We start from the raw sequence: 14,931 nt of genomic DNA, 5'->3' as shown, positions 1-14,931 counted from the left end.
TAAATCCACGCCACGCTGCAAATTCTCGAGTCTCGCATTCGAATAATATAGAAGATCGATCTCCTCACTTTGAGCCAGATATCGCAACAATCCTAAATTTTGGCTTCCTAAAAACTGCCTTACGAAAATCTCGATCCTACGCCATCGAATCGGTCTAAAAACCATCGCCTTAATGGAATCTCAGATGAATTGAGATGCAGCTAAAAACGGTAATGGTTTGTTACATGATCGAATCCAAAAAATCACAAGAAAAATCGCTTGCTTCTTTTTTAAAAATTTGTTAATGTTAACTGCATTTCATTGCAATAGCCTTCTGAAAGAATGGGTGAAACGTCGGAGGGCTCTTGTCGTGTCCTTAAACATTTTCCAAACATGTGGATTGAGATTTTCTTGCTAAACTGGTTCGTGCTCTCACATAGGTGCAGTAAATCATCAAGCGGATTACAAACTTTATCCCGGAAGGAAAACAGCGATGACAATTAATGACAAGCTGAAATCATTAGGGTTTACCTTACCAACCACTCCTAAGCCAGTGGCTGCTTATGTCCCAGCCGTTTTGGTTGATAATTTCGTGTATACTTCTGGTCAATTGCCGATTTTGAATGGCCAATTGCAATATCAAGGCAAATTAGGCAGCGAAATTAACAAGGAACAGGGATACGAGGCAGCCCGCCTCTGCGCCTTGAATGCGCTCAGCGCTATAGCCAGCGTCATCGGTGATCTCGACCGTATTACCAGAGTGGTAAAGGTGGTTGGCTTTGTGGCGAGTGCGCCAGGTTTTACAGAGCAGCCCGCGGTCATCAATGGAGCTTCAGAGTTCCTCAAACAGCTATTTGGAGAAAATGGTGCCCATGCCAGAAGTGCCGTTGGTGTCGCCGAGTTGCCATTAGGGGCACCCGTGGAAATCGAAATGATCGTCAAGATTAAATAGTGCGGCTCGCAGCATCAGCGAAGTCAGCAACCAACTTTGTGACCCGCTCGGATATAGTGGAACTCAATCCTGAGCATTTTGTATTATTTCAGTTAATGGATGATAGGATTTTTTGCATGAAACATCGTTCACCTCACTGGCTCGATCGGCGACAGTTTATGACAGGGCTAGCGGTATTGGCTTCCGTTCCCTCGGTTGTGCCTAAATTTGTTCAGGAAAATCGACAATCCCGCGAAATCATAAAACCAGCGCGAATCGCACTGGGAGATACAGTGGGCCTGATTGCGCCAGCAAGTAATGCTTTTGAACCAACAACCATCAGGGAAGGAGTTGAGACGCTCCAATCGTTGGGATTTCGCGTGAAATTGGGGGCTCATATTCGGGACAAGCTCGGTTATCTTGCGGGCTCCGATGCAGATCGGGTGGCCGATTTGCACCAAATGTTTCGAGATAATGAAGTGAAGGCGATCTTTGCGCTTCGGGGCGGCTACGGGAGCATGCGTTTGCTCAATTTAATTGATTATGATTTAATAAAAAACAACCCCAAGATTCTCATCGGGTATAGCGATATCACTTCGTTGCTGATCGCGATCCATCAAAAAACAGGTTTAGTCACATTTCATGGTCCAGTGGCGATCTCCAGTTTTACCAAATACACGAGAGATATCTTCTGGAAAATGCTCGGTTCGCCCCAGCCCTTTGGCGAGTTGCCACACCCCGAACCAGCTAATCCATTGCGACCGACAGCCCATCTGAATTGCATTCGACCAGGCAAAGCCACAGGACGCTTGATCGGTGGGAATTTAACACTATTCACAGCCCTATTGGGCACTCCCTATGAGGCTGACACTCGCGGGGCTATTTTATTTTTAGAAGAAACTGGGGAAGAACCTTACGACATCGACCGCATGCTGACGCAACTGCTACTCGCTGGCAAGCTGAACCAGATTGCTGGTTTAGCCTTTGATAAATGCCCGGATTGTAAGCCCAGTGACTATAAGCCAGCATTCTACACCACCCTGAGCGTTGAGGAAGTGTTAGTGGATCGGCTTGGAAACTTGAATTGCCCAATATCCTATGGCCTGCATCTGGGCCATGAATCCGATAAGCCAACACTTCCAATCGGAATAACAGTGACATTGGATGCCGAGCGCAATGCTCTCATTATTGAAGAACCGGCGGTTCTTTGAACTTAAAAACACTTAAAACATTTATAGCTCAAATCGCATTTCTCTTTGCAAAAATCATGCAAGCGAATCAGCTTTCTGGTTGACCAAAAGTCATTTGGAAATTTGCTCTTGGGAACTGAGGACGCGCATGAAGATCTGATTTTGAGATTTAAAGTTGCAAAATAATTTTTCTTGACTTTCAAGAATAAATTTCATATTTTATCTGCGCAAAAATGGGCGATTAGCTCAGATGGTTAGAGTACCGGTCTCACATACCGGGGGTCACTGGTTCGATTCCAGTATCGCCCACTAAATAATCTATGCTTAAATAGCAAGCAGGCACAGCAAACTTTGATCAACGCGGTTTATCACAGCTTTTCTTATTCCAATTTCTCTTCTAATTGCTGTTGACTTCTCATTACGATTTCAAGCATAACAAGCTTGTAGCGATCTTAAATTGCCGCTTAAAAATAAATGACAGCGCGTTTTTAAGAGATGCGCTTGTCATTACCTTGTGATTAGCTAACCTCGTTCCTCGGTCGTTCAGTTGAAATATTTGACTTTCAGTCTGAACTTAGAATTTGCTGGCCAACCTTTACCAAACTTATTATCAGGAATGTTTGACTAACTGATTGACGAATGAGCTTCGCCATTGCGACACAATCATTTGTTTAGCGTCCCAGCTTGTTCAGCTGAGATCAATCGAAGCGATCGCACACCAAAACTTCCTGAACAAATCAGCCTTTGAACTCGCAAATTTTTTGATTCCGCTTTCTTTCTTGTTCGATCAAAAACTGATTTGCTGTTTTCTTGTGCAAAAATAAGGAGCAGGGAGAATGGAACTGATACTTGTGAAAATCGAAAATCCGCAGCACTATAATGTGATTTTAGGACAATCTCATTTCATCAAGACAGTCGAAGACCTTCATGAAGCCTTAACCAATGCAGTTCCACAGATAAAATTTGGTATCGCGTTCTGTGAAGCATCGGATAAACGATTGGTGCGATGGTCTGGCAATGATTCAGAGCTGATTGAATTAGCACAACGAAACGCCATGCAGATTGCTGCTGGACATTTCTTTATTATTTTCATCAAAAACGCTTATCCAATTAATGTCCTTAAAGAAGTGAAATCGGTGCCAGAAATTTGTCGGATCTTTTGTGCCACTGCAAATCCATTAGAGGTAGTTGTGGTTGAATCAGACCAGGGCCGGGGAGTATTAGGGGTAATTGATGGATTCAAGGCTTTGGGAATCGAGCAGGATGAAGATATTCAAGAACGGAAAAATCTGCTCCGAAAATTCGGATATAAACTTTAATCGTTAAGGGCATCGCTTGAGTTCATTGCCATCGTTGTCATATATTCGGTAAAAATAGAGTGCCCGATTTTTGAGAAAATCTCATCAGAGCGCAGTCTCCGAAGTCTCTCGATCTGAATGAAAGACAATCCCATAAAAATCTGACCAAATGACATTATCAAGTTCGAATCGGAATTGTCTATCGGTAGGCAGAGGCAATTCGCCACTGGCGGAGGCTATTATCACGTGCATCGGGACGTAATTGAAGTGTGTATTGATCGATTAGCCTAATCGGGCAAAATTGTCGGCGGATTTGGTGATAAAAGAATTCAGCGCTGCTTTTTCATTTACCAATTCTTCGATTTAATTTTCCTCAATTGGTAAATCCTGGCCTTGCAGTCAGGATTTTTGTTTAAATTAGCGGATTTTGATTTCGAATTGATTTTGTCTGGCTGAAAAACAGCAAAATCTTTGTTCATTTGCAACCAAGGTAATTTAATTGGAGCATATTGAGAGCGCTGTTGGGTAGCGCGATTTATTATGAAATGCGATATGTGAGTCTCTTGATTCATCAGACCAACGAAATAGATAATTATGGAATTTGATCATCCAGCGTTGAACCTTCGATGATCTCTCCAGTTAAATAAAAGACATTGACCTGTAATGGATGGCAGTGCTTTCTAGTTATTACAATCAATTTCACAATTTGATCGGATCGATTGTGAAACAGGCCTCGGAGGTTTTTTCATGAAGTTGGCGGAAATTTTATCCAATGATGATGTGATCATTCCCTTGAAAAACCATGATAAAGAAAAAATCATTGAAGAGATGGTGGACCATCTATTCAGGCATCACAAAATAGAGGACCGAGATCGAATTTTGAAAGCGATCTTAGATAGAGAGCAGGTAATGAGCACGGGTGTCGGCAACCAAGTCGCTATTCCGCATGGCAAAGCGGAGGGAGTGAAGGATGTTGTTGCCTCATTGGGGATCACCGATAAGGATGTGGACTTTCAATCAATCGATAATAAGCCAGTGCGATTGATCTTTATGCTCATTGGGCCACCAGATAAAACAGGGCCGCACTTAAAAGCGCTCAGTCGAATCTCTCGATTGATGCATCGGCCGGAATTTCGGAACCGATTACTTGATTCCAAATCCCCCCAGGAAGTTGTTAAATTTATCAAAGAAGAAGAAGAAAAGTATTTCGATCTCAATTAATCGTATGCTTTCAAAAGCTCGATTCAATTACATCCTCTCTTTAAAGCGCAAAAAATATCGGGAAACTCATCGCAAATTTCTGGTCGAAGGATACCATCTCTGCACCGAGGCCATCCGATCTGATTTTGAGGTCGAAACATTGCTTATTGCACCCGAGTTGTTAGCTAAGGAAAAATACACCGACCTTTTAAACTTGGCCAGTCTTAAGGCTATCAAGGTCGAGAAAATCGAAGCGCTTGATGTCCGAAAATTGGCCGATACAGTCAATTCTCAGGGGATATTTGCGATCGTCGAGCAAAAGAAATTCCACTTGGATGATGTGATAAGGTCTGGTTTTGAATTCGGAATCGTCATCGATGCTGGACAAGATCCCGGCAATTTGGGAACGATCATTCGAACCTGCGACTGGTTTGGCGTCTCAGCAATATTTTTGGGCAAAGGAACCGTAGAGCTGTTCAACCCAAAGGTAGTTCGTTCCACGATGGGGTCCATTTTTCACCTGCCTATTGTGGAACAGCTCGATCTTTGTGACTGGCTACCAAGAATGAAACAGCTGGGTTATTCTATTTTTGGCGCTGATGTTAATGGAACCTATGCCTATCATCAGGTTACCTATCCTCGACCGCTCCTGATGGTTATCGGAAACGAACATCATGGCATTCGACCAAAGCTTTATCCATATTTCGATAAACTCGTCAAAATTCCAAGTTATGGCAAAGCGGAATCGCTTAATATGGCGGTGGCCGCTGCCCTGATAATTAGTCGAATCATCAATTAACTGGGCTTGTAACATGAACTCAGAACATGATATCACCATGTATCCTTCCGTTCGGCAGGTGATCTTTGTCATTTTGCTCACTATTGGTATCGTATTCTTGCTGGGCCTTATCGGAACCATGCTCGGCGCTACCAAGGAGTTGTACCTTTTAGAAGCGGTTGTTATCTTGCCAGCGCTCTTGTTCATTTATAAAAATCGTCTTTCGGCGGTAGCTTTGTTTCGATTGCGAGGGGTCAACTCCCGTGTGGTTCTGATCAGTATCATCATTGCGTTGGGAATCGCTGTGGTTACAGATGAAATTGATCGCATCGTAGAAATATTTTTCCCAATGCCCGATGCTGTCCGACAAGCGATCGAGGCGGCACTCAAAATTGAGTCGCATTCCGATCTCATCATTATCGTTGTCTCCTCTGTGATATTTGCCGCTATCGTTGAGGAGATGCTTTTTCGCGGTTTTGTTCAAACAAGCTTCGAACATCACTTCGACATCACCAAAGCGGTCATGTCGAGTGCGTTGCTCTTTGCGGTGATCCATTTCAACCCATGGTGGCTAATTCAAGTCATCATTATTGGGGTCATTTTGGGGGTTATGGCATGGAAAAGCAATAGCATCATCCCCCCAATTATCGTGCATTTTATCAACAATAGCTTGGCGATCGTGTTCGTTAATCTCTCGCCGGATCAGATGCGATGGTATTTGCGCGGAGATCATGTCCAAATTCCAGTTGTTCTGGCTGCAATCATAGCAACTGTTTGGGGCATGAAGCTTTTCTATGAATTTACTGAATCGCACGACTCAGCTCATCTCTATCCATGAAGTCTAAAGCGGTGATCACATCCGTTTTTAAATTGAAAGAACATTCCTGTTCATTTGAAAAATGCCAACAAGCATCTATTTTGTTTCAAACGTTTCTATACAATTTGATCGGTTTCGTTTAGATTCTCATTTCATAATACCAAAGAGTTTTTTGTAACAGCGAAAAGTCGCTGCCATATTTTTTCGCTTTTCATTTTACTGAAATCTTGAACTTTTTCAATTTGGAGGGACCTCTTGATCGCATCTCAAAATATTCCTATAATCCGAATTGGCGTTCTGCAATCAGCAGATCGCGTCATATTGCGGTGCAATGAAAGCTTCTCTCTGCAAAATGTTCATGGGCAGAAACTCTATTCAGGACAACCGAATCGGGATTATCTCCTCACTATCGCTTCCCAACAGCCGGCGGGTTTGCGCTATCAGGTACGCGCTGGTATTGAGAAAGAACTTGCCCAAGCCGAACAACGAGCCGATGCATTGCGACAGCAAGGGCTTGCCACATCCATTCGAACCGTTGGCCTAAATTTTGAAATCAATGGTCACCGCATCGACAATCGCGAACATTGGGTTGTTATTGGCGACTTTGGCAGCTATGAGGAGGCCTTGGCATTTCGGAATCTTCAAGAGCAATTGGGCGAGTATGTAATTGTCGAGCGGGTGCTTTCGCCGGCAAAAGGGACCATTCAGATTGATGATAAAATCTTCGAGGCGCCAGTTCGACTAGTCCCAGAGCACCAGACACCTAATACCCATATTACGGTGAAAGATATCATTATCGGTATTGAATTTCATTGGCAGCGGTATGAAGATTTGGACTATCGGGGCATCATTGAAATCGGATTTAACAACCAGGGGAAATTGGTGGTGATCAATGAATTGGATCTTGAAAATTACTTGGTCAGCGTGAATTCCTCAGAAATGACACCGGATTGTCCGCTGGAATTGCTCAAAGCACAGACCGTGGTCGCTCGAAACACTGTTTTGGCCACTATGGGAAAACATCATTATAATACCAATTTCCATCTTTGCTCTGATGATCATTGCCAATGCTATCAGGGGAAGAAACGGGAGCAGCCAGCCTCCCGTCAAGCAGTCGAAAGCACCTGGGGTCAGGTGATCATGTATGAAAACGAGGTCTGCGATGCCCGCTATTCAAAAATCTGTGGCGGCATCATGGAAGCCTATCATAATGTCTGGGAAAATCGCCATATCCCGTACATGGTTACGGGTATCGACAGCGACCAGCCCATCGACTGCCCAGCTAATACCGAGGAGAAAGCTCGGCAATTGATCGATACCGAAGTACCAGCCTATTGTAACACGCACCTCCACCCATTACCGCCAAAGCTTGCCAACCTTTATTCCACTCAGAATCTGTTCCGCTGGGAGGTCATTTACCAGCGAGAGGAACTGGAGCGGTTGATCGCGGAAAAGACGGGTCATGACATTGGAGAGCTCATCGACATTATCCCACTGGAGCGCGGGGACTCGGGGAGATTGATTTATATTGAAATTGTTGGGTCTAAAAAGCGCTTAAAAATAGGAAAAGAACTCCAGATCCGTCGCGCCTTATCTAAAAGCCACCTTTACAGTTCATGTTTTTATGTAATCAAGGAATACGATAGCAGTGGCCGACTTAAGCAGCTTAGGCTTAAAGGTGCTGGTTGGGGCCATGGGGTAGGACTCTGTCAGGTTGGCGCCACAGTGATGGCGATGAAACAGATCCCCTATCAACAAATTTTGCAGCATTATTATAAAGGCACTAGACTGGTCGAGCTGTATTCTCCCAAATAGTAAATTCGCTGTTGAAACTGCCTGAGCAGTTCGTTAAAAAATATTTTCCGCAAAGCTGGCGAATTGCCTATATTGTATGGGTGAAAAATTTGAGCAATTCAATTTGATGAAAGAGGACTGGGAGCTCTCTTTAGGTTAATTGATTCACATCTGAGATTAGGGGGGGGCCAGCACTGAACTGGGAACGCGGTGCTGGCCTTTTTTATTTCTTCTCTGCCATCTCATTCCAATTTTTATATTGCCCACAAATTCCATCCAAGCTTGGCGTTCAACAATTGAAAAACATTCCCCTTGATTTTATGACAAAATTATATTATGTTTAATATCGCTCATCTGTCTTCAATGAAGTTTTTTGAACAGACTTCTCATCATTAGTACTGGAACGAAAACCAATAAATTTTTAGCAAAAATGTTATTCCGAACGAAGCGAGAAATCTGATGACCTGGAGATTATTTCATCTAAAGATTGCTCCCCCCTGTCGAAATGACAGAGAGGTGGTTTTTCGTTTAGCACCGATTAGATTTCAAAACCGAAGGGGGCAGGTGATTTGCTATTCGTTTTCCTGGCAGGGATTTGGTGGCTTTGGGCTTGATGAAGCTTAATAAAATCGTTTTCAGGTTACTAAATGCTTGGCAAAAATCTGGTTTTCAAAATGAATTCCCTCATGGGCTTCTGGGGCTATTCGCGAGCTCTGCGCTCCAGCAAATTTTAAAAATATTGCTTTGTTCAATAATGACCACCGAATTAATCTAAAACTCCAATGACAATCAAAACAGATTTTCTTGTTATCGGCAGCGGCATTGCTGGTCTCTCTTTCTCTTTAAAGGCAGCTCAACACGGGACGGTTACCATAATCACGAAAAAAGAGCGGGCGGAATCGAATACTAACTATGCGCAGGGAGGGCTGGCGGCGGTTTTATCCCCGGATGATTCCTTTGATCTCCATATCGAGGATACGAAAAAGGCAGGGGCTGGGCTATGTCACGACGACGTTGTTGAGCTGGTGGTGCGCAATGGCCCGGAGCGCGTTCGGGAGCTGATTGCTTGGGGGGTCGAATTTTCACGCCAGAGCCCACCGCAGAATCACCAGCTTGATTTGGGCCGGGAAGGAGGACACAGCCGGAATCGGATTGTTCATGCCAAGGATCTCACAGGCAAGGTAGTGGAACAATCATTGCTTGAGGCGACGAAGCGGCATCCTAATATTACCATCCTGGAACAAAATTTGGCAATTGATTTAATCACTGAACATCATTTGGGCTTGAAGTTCTCGGATCTCACTCAGCCTTTGCACTGTTGGGGCGCATACGTTCTGGATGAAGCCAGTGGTCAGATTCATCAATTTCTGGCAAGAACCACAATCCTCGCAACAGGTGGATGTGGCCAGGTGTATCAGCACACCACCAATCCAGCAATTGCCACCGGTGATGGGATCGCCATGGCCTATCGCGCGGGCGCTAAAATCGCAAATTTAGAATTCATGCAATTTCATCCCACGACCCTTTATCATCCACAGAGCAAATCATTTCTGATCTCAGAAGCTGTGCGTGGCTTTGGAGCAAAATTAAAGACCCAAAATGGGGCGCTATTTATGGAAAAATACCATCCCATGGCCGAACTTGCGCCCCGGGATATCGTGGCTCGTGCCATCGATGCCGAATTGAAAAAACGCGGTGAGGAATTCGTTTATCTCGATATCACCCATAAAAACGCTGACGAAATCAAGGCTCGCTTTCCACACATTTATGAAAATTGCCTGAAATTCAATATTGATATCACAACCCAGCCAATCCCTGTCGTGCCAGCCGCCCATTATATGTGCGGTGGAGTCGTAACGGACATCCATGGTCGCACCAATATTGAAAATTTATACGCCTGCGGCGAAGTGGCGTGCACAGGACTTCATGGTGCCAATCGATTGGCCTCCAATTCGCTGTTGGAAGCTGTTGTGTTTGCAGATCAGGTCTATCAATCTGTGTTGGAACAAAAGCAGCGATTTCCCGAGATCAGCTTCCCCGATATTCCAATCTGGAACGATGAGGGCACTTTTAATCAAGAGGAATGGGTACTGATCTCTCATGACAAAGAAGAAGTCCAGAGTTTAATGTGGGATTATGTGGGCATAGTTCGGTCGAATTTGAGGCTGCAACGAGCGCTGCGCCGGGTTAATTTGATCGCCAGGGAGGTAGAAAATTTTTATAAAAAGACCAAAATCACTGCAGGGCTGATCGAGCTTCGAAATCTGGTGCAGGTTGCCCGGCTGATCATCAATTGCGCCCTTTATCGAAAAGAAAGCCGAGGACTCCACTACACCACTGATTATCCTGAGCGCGATGATAAACATTGGTTGAAGGATACCGTGCTGATTCAGCGAAATGGAAAATTGATTTTTTTGTGAATCATTGGTGACTATAAAATCATCAGCGATCTGCTATAAAGAACTTTAGACTGATAATTGACAACTGCCCACTTGCTAAAACCAAATTGAGGTAAAATTTGAGCGACAGCAATTATTTTTTTGCTTTAGCTGGCAATATTGGTGTGGGAAAAACTACTTGGACCAAACTGCTAAGTGAACATTTTGGCTGGCGGCCATACTATGAAAAAGTTGTAGAGAATCCGTACCTGGCGGATTTCTACCATGATATGGAGCGCTGGAGCTTTCATTCACAAATATTTTTCTTGACCCAGCGCTTCAAAGCGCATCTGGAAATCCAGCGAACCACGATGACCTGTATTCAAGATCGAACGATTTTTGAGGATGGCGAGGTGTTCGCCAAAAATTTGTACCTGAACCAGGTGATGTCAGAAAAGGATTATCGCAGCTATCGCGATCTATATGAGACTATTATTGATTCTCTCCGCTACCCGGATCTTATCATCTATCTTCGGGCTTCTACTTGGACCCTGATCAGCCGCATCCGCAAGCGGGGCCGCGACTACGAACGAAGGATTAGCAAAGAGTATCTTGCCCAGTTGAACCGAGCATACGAAGATTGGATCAAACGTTATGCGTTGCGTAACCGGGTCCTGGTTGTCGACACGGATAATCTCGATATCGAGAAAGATTTATCCAGAGTCGATAAAATTATCAAGCAAGTGGGACTGTATGAGACACAATTAGAGTTGTTTCCGAAGATGACTGCGATTTAGCATCCAAGTACTTTCCGTTTGAGCAATCCTTTAATTGAAGGCTTGAACCCCAATTTTAGTGACCAATAAATCCGCAAACCATTCCGCCGCTCCATTCATCCCCGGATTATTGAACCATTCTTGCTCGATGATCTGGCTCATTCCCCGACTAAAAATTCTTTTCACCGAATAATAATTCCATTGGCGGATAATGTTTTGAAAAATCCAGATCAATTGATTATTTTATCCAAAGATTGGCGACAAAACATATCTGCTGGATCTTTCGATCCGCTGGAAATCTTTTGAATTCATTTGAAGGGGAAAACAGCTCATGAGAACCACTTATTTCATTTTGATGGCGCTCTGGTCAATCCTCCTCTCTGCAAATTCCTTGGCCCAGCCAGAACCCATCTGTACGATTAAGGGCTCGGTCATTAACGAGAAAAATACGCCCCTGCCGTTTGCCAATATCTTCCTCAAAGGACGAATGGAAGGGAGCGTTTCGGATAGCCTGGGCAATTTTTCTTTTAAAACCAAAGCATCGGGCAAAGTCACATTAATCTGTTCCTACATCGGCTACCAATCTTTTGAAAAAGAATTGGAGTTGAAAGCTGGCTCGATCATCGAAATCAACATCAAATTGAGACAAATCGAAATACGAGGGCGATCGGTGATGGTCACGGCCAGCGCCTTCACCGCTACTGATGAAGGCGAGGGGGTCACGCTCACAGCCATGGATGTGGTGCGCACGCCTGGTGCGGCGGCCGATCTGTTCTGGGCGATCAAAACTTTTCCTGGCTTGCAACAGGTCGATGAAGGCGCTGGCTTATTTGTCCGTGGCGGCGATGTCTCGGAAACGGTGGTGCTGCTGGACGGCGCTATCATCAATCACCCTTATAAATACGAATCGCCCACTGGTGGCTTTTTCGGGACGTTCAGCCCATTCCTATTGAAGGGGACTTTCTTCTCCAGTGGCGGTTTCTCGGCGCAGTATGGGAACGCTCTATCAGGCGCTTTGGCCATGGAAAGCCTCGATCTGCCCGACCAACGGGCCATCGGATTGGGCTTGGGACTGGCGGCTGAATCGATTTATTTGGCTGTGCCGCTTGTTGATGACAAATTTGGCTTTTCCCTGTCAGGCAATCGCAGCAATACAAAGATGATGTTCCAATTGAATAACTGCAGCAAGGATTTCTCCCAGTATCCATTTTCTTATGATTTCAATTTCAATTCAGTTTATAAAATGAATCCGCAAAGCCAGCTCAAATTTTTCGCCTATCGAGCCGCCGATAAAGTCGGCGTGGAGATCGACGATCCTGATTATTCGACTCATTTTCACGGCAATAATTCCAACCAGCTTTATCATCTGAAATACCATAGCCTGGTCCAGAAAAAATTTTTATTGCAGGCGAATCTGGCGTTCAGCAATTTCAAGCGGGATGTGCGGCTGAGCGTAATGGAGCTGGATTTTGAGGATCGACTCTATCAGGCACGGCTCAATGCTGAGATCGAATCATTCCAGGGATACACCTTACAAGCGGGCATGGAATTTTTTAAGAATCAGACCTTGATTTCAGGAACCATCACCCAAAATGAATTGGATTTAAGCCCTACTGCGCCAACCGATCAGGTGTATACCGATTACAATTCCTACCGAGCCGCTCAATTTATCGAGTTGGAGTTATTTGGTCCTTTGGGAATAAAAATGACCCCAGGGCTGCGGGGTGAGTATGAGTCCATTTCCAAAAAATTTATACTTGATCCACGATTGGCGCTGATCTATTCGTTAACGCCCCAGTCGAATCTCACGGCCAGTTGGGGTATCTATCACCAGTTTCCTGAGCCGAGCTATTATGATCCTTACATCGGCAATCCCCAGTTGTCCTCGATGCAAGCGGTACATTACATTATCGGCTATGCGTTTCAGCAAGAGAATAAAATTTTTCGTCTGGAAGGCTACTATAAAAATTACTCCAAGCTGCTGCTGGAAGAGGAGCAATTGAATTATGTCAATCAGGGGCATGGCTATGCCACTGGCATCGATGTATTTGCCAAAAATTCTTGGGGACCAATCTCTGGCTGGATTTCATATAGCTGGCTCAAGGCTCGCCGCAAATGGCTGGATGCGCCAACGTTGGCCCCGCCTTATTTCGATATCACCCACAACTTGACGCTGGTGCTGAATGCCACGCTGCCCAAAAATTTTTCGGCGGGAATCAGCTTTCGTTATGCCACGGGAAAACCGTATACCCCTGCGCCCGATAAATATCATCAGGCGAGAGTTCCAGATTATATGCGAGTCGATTTGACCCTCTCCCATTTGCAACGCTTTTTCGAAGGAAATCTGACGGTCTTTTATTTAGGCATCTCCAATCTGGAGGGAAGAATCAACATCTATGATTATCGTTATTCGTCTGATTATCAGCGGCGGGATGCGGTGGATAGCTCGTTTGGCAGGTCGGTTTATTTTGGAGTTTCATTTAATTTGTGATTGATAGAAGACATATACTCAAATTGATGGATGAAACCAACAGATGATCTTCAGCGTTTTTATTTTCTCGATTCATTTATTGGTCAAGAATTGAAAAATTTTCATTACGAAATTTGATTTAGCAGGAGGCTCAAATGAGAAACACCATTACATTCATCCTACTTTTCGTTTTTTTCACGGCGCTGCTATCTTTCGCTAAAACTCAAAATGATTTCAGTTCATTAATTCTCCAGGGTAAGGAGAAATTAAAACAGGCAGAAAATACCTGGCAGGAAGCAGATTTATTGCAAGCTCGTGCTTTTTTCGAACGGCTGATAACAGCTCAGCCAACAGAGGCTTGGCTGGTGCAATATTACCTCGCTCTGGCGGATTATCGATTAACAACTTTCTATTTTACTATTGAGGCTCAAGATAAGGCTAAGGCGTTTCTTGATGATGGGATCGAGCAGTTGCAAAACTGCGTTACAAGTAAGCCTGACTTTGCAGAAGCGCACAGTCTTTTAGGCGCATTATATGGAAATAAAATCGCTGTGAACCCATTTTCGGCCATGGTGCTGGGACCGAAATCGGGTAAAGAAATGGCAAAGGCGCTGGAGTTAGAGCCAAATAATCCGCGAACTCATTTGATCGCTGGTTGGTCGGCCTATTTTACGCCAAAAATGTTCGGTGGCGGTAAGGACAAGGCACAACAATATTTCGAACAGGCTATTGCTTTTTTCAATAGTTACCAAGTTACTGATCCGTTGCTGCCCAATTGGGGGTATGAGGAAGCTTATACCTGGTTGGGCATGCTTCAGATGGAAAATGGAGAGTTGGAAGCTGCAAAAACAAATTTCGAAAAGGCGCTACAAATTAATCCTGACTATTCCTGGGTGAAAAATGATTTAATGCCAAATTTGCAAAAGAAATTGGCCGCAAAAAAATAAAGAGCTTGAATTTTTGGTTTGATAGGATTATATTGATAAAACGATAAGAAAGCATTCCTAAACCTACCAGGTTTAGGAATGCGGGCTCTATGACGATTTTCCTCTCACAAAACCGTCCGCCAGTCGGCGGAATGGTCGTATTGCAGCGGCATGAAATGCCACAGAATTTTTTGATCCCATATCTGTGGGAGAATACAAAAACTATTCAACCTTAAAAATGAAAATAACAAAACCAAAAACTGTCCTCGGGGTCATCCTGCTATGCACCCTCTGGGTGTTGTTTTATGCGCTGGTGATGTATCTACAAATCGAAGCGATTCCCTTTTGGGCGGCGCTCATTGCTTCAGCCAACTACAACTACCTGTTTGGCCTG

Annotated in this window: 12 protein-coding genes and 1 tRNA gene; 12 read left to right on the top strand and 1 reads right to left on the bottom strand. The window is 44.3% G+C overall.

Translation table 11 applies throughout. From position 1 onward, the window contains the following. The first annotated feature begins 472 nt into the window (after window positions 1-472). The 10 genes from ONB37_13510 (at window position 473) to ONB37_13465 (ending at window position 11,162) form a co-directional block, all read left to right on the top strand. Window positions 473-931 (top strand): RidA family protein, encoded by a 459-nt coding sequence (locus ONB37_13510; protein ID MDZ7401172.1) that lies wholly within the window; start codon window positions 473-475, stop codon window positions 929-931. A gap of 116 nt (window positions 932-1,047) precedes the next feature. Further along, a complete protein-coding gene (locus ONB37_13505; protein MDZ7401171.1) occupies window positions 1,048-2,121 on the top strand; it encodes an LD-carboxypeptidase in 1,074 nt (357 codons plus the stop codon). A 214-nt stretch (window positions 2,122-2,335) separates the two neighbouring features. Next, window positions 2,336-2,409, top strand: a tRNA-Val gene (locus ONB37_13500). A 527-nt stretch (window positions 2,410-2,936) separates the two neighbouring features. Beyond that, window positions 2,937-3,419, top strand: coding sequence for an adenosine-specific kinase (locus ONB37_13495; protein MDZ7401170.1), 483 nt, complete (start codon window positions 2,937-2,939; stop codon window positions 3,417-3,419). A 726-nt stretch (window positions 3,420-4,145) separates the two neighbouring features. Continuing rightward, a complete protein-coding gene (locus ONB37_13490; GenBank protein MDZ7401169.1) occupies window positions 4,146-4,619 on the top strand; it encodes a PTS sugar transporter subunit IIA in 474 nt (157 codons plus the stop codon). A gap of 4 nt (window positions 4,620-4,623) precedes the next feature. Beyond that, window positions 4,624-5,397, top strand: a complete 774-nt coding sequence (locus ONB37_13485; protein MDZ7401168.1) for an RNA methyltransferase — start codon at window positions 4,624-4,626, stop codon at window positions 5,395-5,397. Between the two features lie 13 nt (window positions 5,398-5,410). Next, window positions 5,411-6,214, top strand: a complete 804-nt coding sequence (locus ONB37_13480) for a CPBP family intramembrane metalloprotease (GenBank protein MDZ7401167.1) — start codon at window positions 5,411-5,413, stop codon at window positions 6,212-6,214. 234 nt (window positions 6,215-6,448) lie between these two features. Next, the gene (locus tag ONB37_13475) at window positions 6,449-8,008 is read left to right on the top strand and encodes a SpoIID/LytB domain-containing protein (GenBank protein ID MDZ7401166.1); all 1,560 of its coding nucleotides are present in this window, start codon (window positions 6,449-6,451) and stop codon (window positions 8,006-8,008) included. A gap of 761 nt (window positions 8,009-8,769) precedes the next feature. Next, window positions 8,770-10,407, top strand: a complete 1,638-nt coding sequence (nadB, locus tag ONB37_13470) for an L-aspartate oxidase (GenBank protein MDZ7401165.1) — start codon at window positions 8,770-8,772, stop codon at window positions 10,405-10,407. A 98-nt stretch (window positions 10,408-10,505) separates the two neighbouring features. After that, on the top strand, window positions 10,506-11,162 hold the full coding sequence (locus ONB37_13465; protein MDZ7401164.1) for a deoxynucleoside kinase: 657 nt from the start codon (window positions 10,506-10,508) through the stop codon (window positions 11,160-11,162). 30 nt (window positions 11,163-11,192) lie between these two features. Here the strand turns inward: ONB37_13465 and ONB37_13460 are convergent, their stop codons facing one another. Beyond that, entirely contained in the window at window positions 11,193-11,327 is a 135-nt protein-coding gene (locus ONB37_13460) for a hypothetical protein (protein ID MDZ7401163.1), read from the bottom strand. Between the two features lie 145 nt (window positions 11,328-11,472). Between ONB37_13460 and ONB37_13455 the strand changes: the two genes are divergently transcribed. Then, entirely contained in the window at window positions 11,473-13,632 is a 2,160-nt protein-coding gene (locus ONB37_13455) for a TonB-dependent receptor (protein ID MDZ7401162.1), read from the top strand. A 134-nt stretch (window positions 13,633-13,766) separates the two neighbouring features. Next, complete coding sequence (locus tag ONB37_13450; protein ID MDZ7401161.1) at window positions 13,767-14,558, top strand: tetratricopeptide repeat protein; 792 nt, start codon at window positions 13,767-13,769, stop codon at window positions 14,556-14,558. Window positions 14,559-14,931: the final 373 nt, after the last annotated feature.

The organism is candidate division KSB1 bacterium (assembly GCA_034506395.1).
GTDB lineage: Bacteria > Zhuqueibacterota > Zhuqueibacteria > Thermofontimicrobiales > Thermofontimicrobiaceae > Thermofontimicrobium.
The sequence above is the reverse complement of the archived record's forward strand: the minus strand, read 5'-3'. Positions and strand labels throughout refer to the sequence as shown.

Excerpts from the sequence above, each read along its gene's own strand:
- ONB37_13495 (MDZ7401170.1), top strand. The coding sequence starts at position 2,937 with ATGGAACTGATACTTGTGAAAATCGAAAATCCGCAGCACTATAATGTG.
- ONB37_13490 (MDZ7401169.1), top strand. The coding sequence starts at position 4,146 with ATGAAGTTGGCGGAAATTTTATCCAATGATGATGTGATCATTCCCTTG.
- ONB37_13510 (MDZ7401172.1), top strand. The coding sequence starts at position 473 with ATGACAATTAATGACAAGCTGAAATCATTAGGGTTTACCTTACCAACC.
- ONB37_13485 (MDZ7401168.1), top strand. The coding sequence starts at position 4,624 with ATGCTTTCAAAAGCTCGATTCAATTACATCCTCTCTTTAAAGCGCAAA.
- ONB37_13480 (MDZ7401167.1), top strand. The coding sequence starts at position 5,411 with ATGAACTCAGAACATGATATCACCATGTATCCTTCCGTTCGGCAGGTG.
- ONB37_13450 (MDZ7401161.1), top strand. The coding sequence starts at position 13,767 with ATGAGAAACACCATTACATTCATCCTACTTTTCGTTTTTTTCACGGCG.
- ONB37_13505 (MDZ7401171.1), top strand. The coding sequence starts at position 1,048 with ATGAAACATCGTTCACCTCACTGGCTCGATCGGCGACAGTTTATGACA.
- nadB (MDZ7401165.1), top strand. The coding sequence starts at position 8,770 with ATGACAATCAAAACAGATTTTCTTGTTATCGGCAGCGGCATTGCTGGT.
- ONB37_13455 (MDZ7401162.1), top strand. The coding sequence starts at position 11,473 with ATGAGAACCACTTATTTCATTTTGATGGCGCTCTGGTCAATCCTCCTC.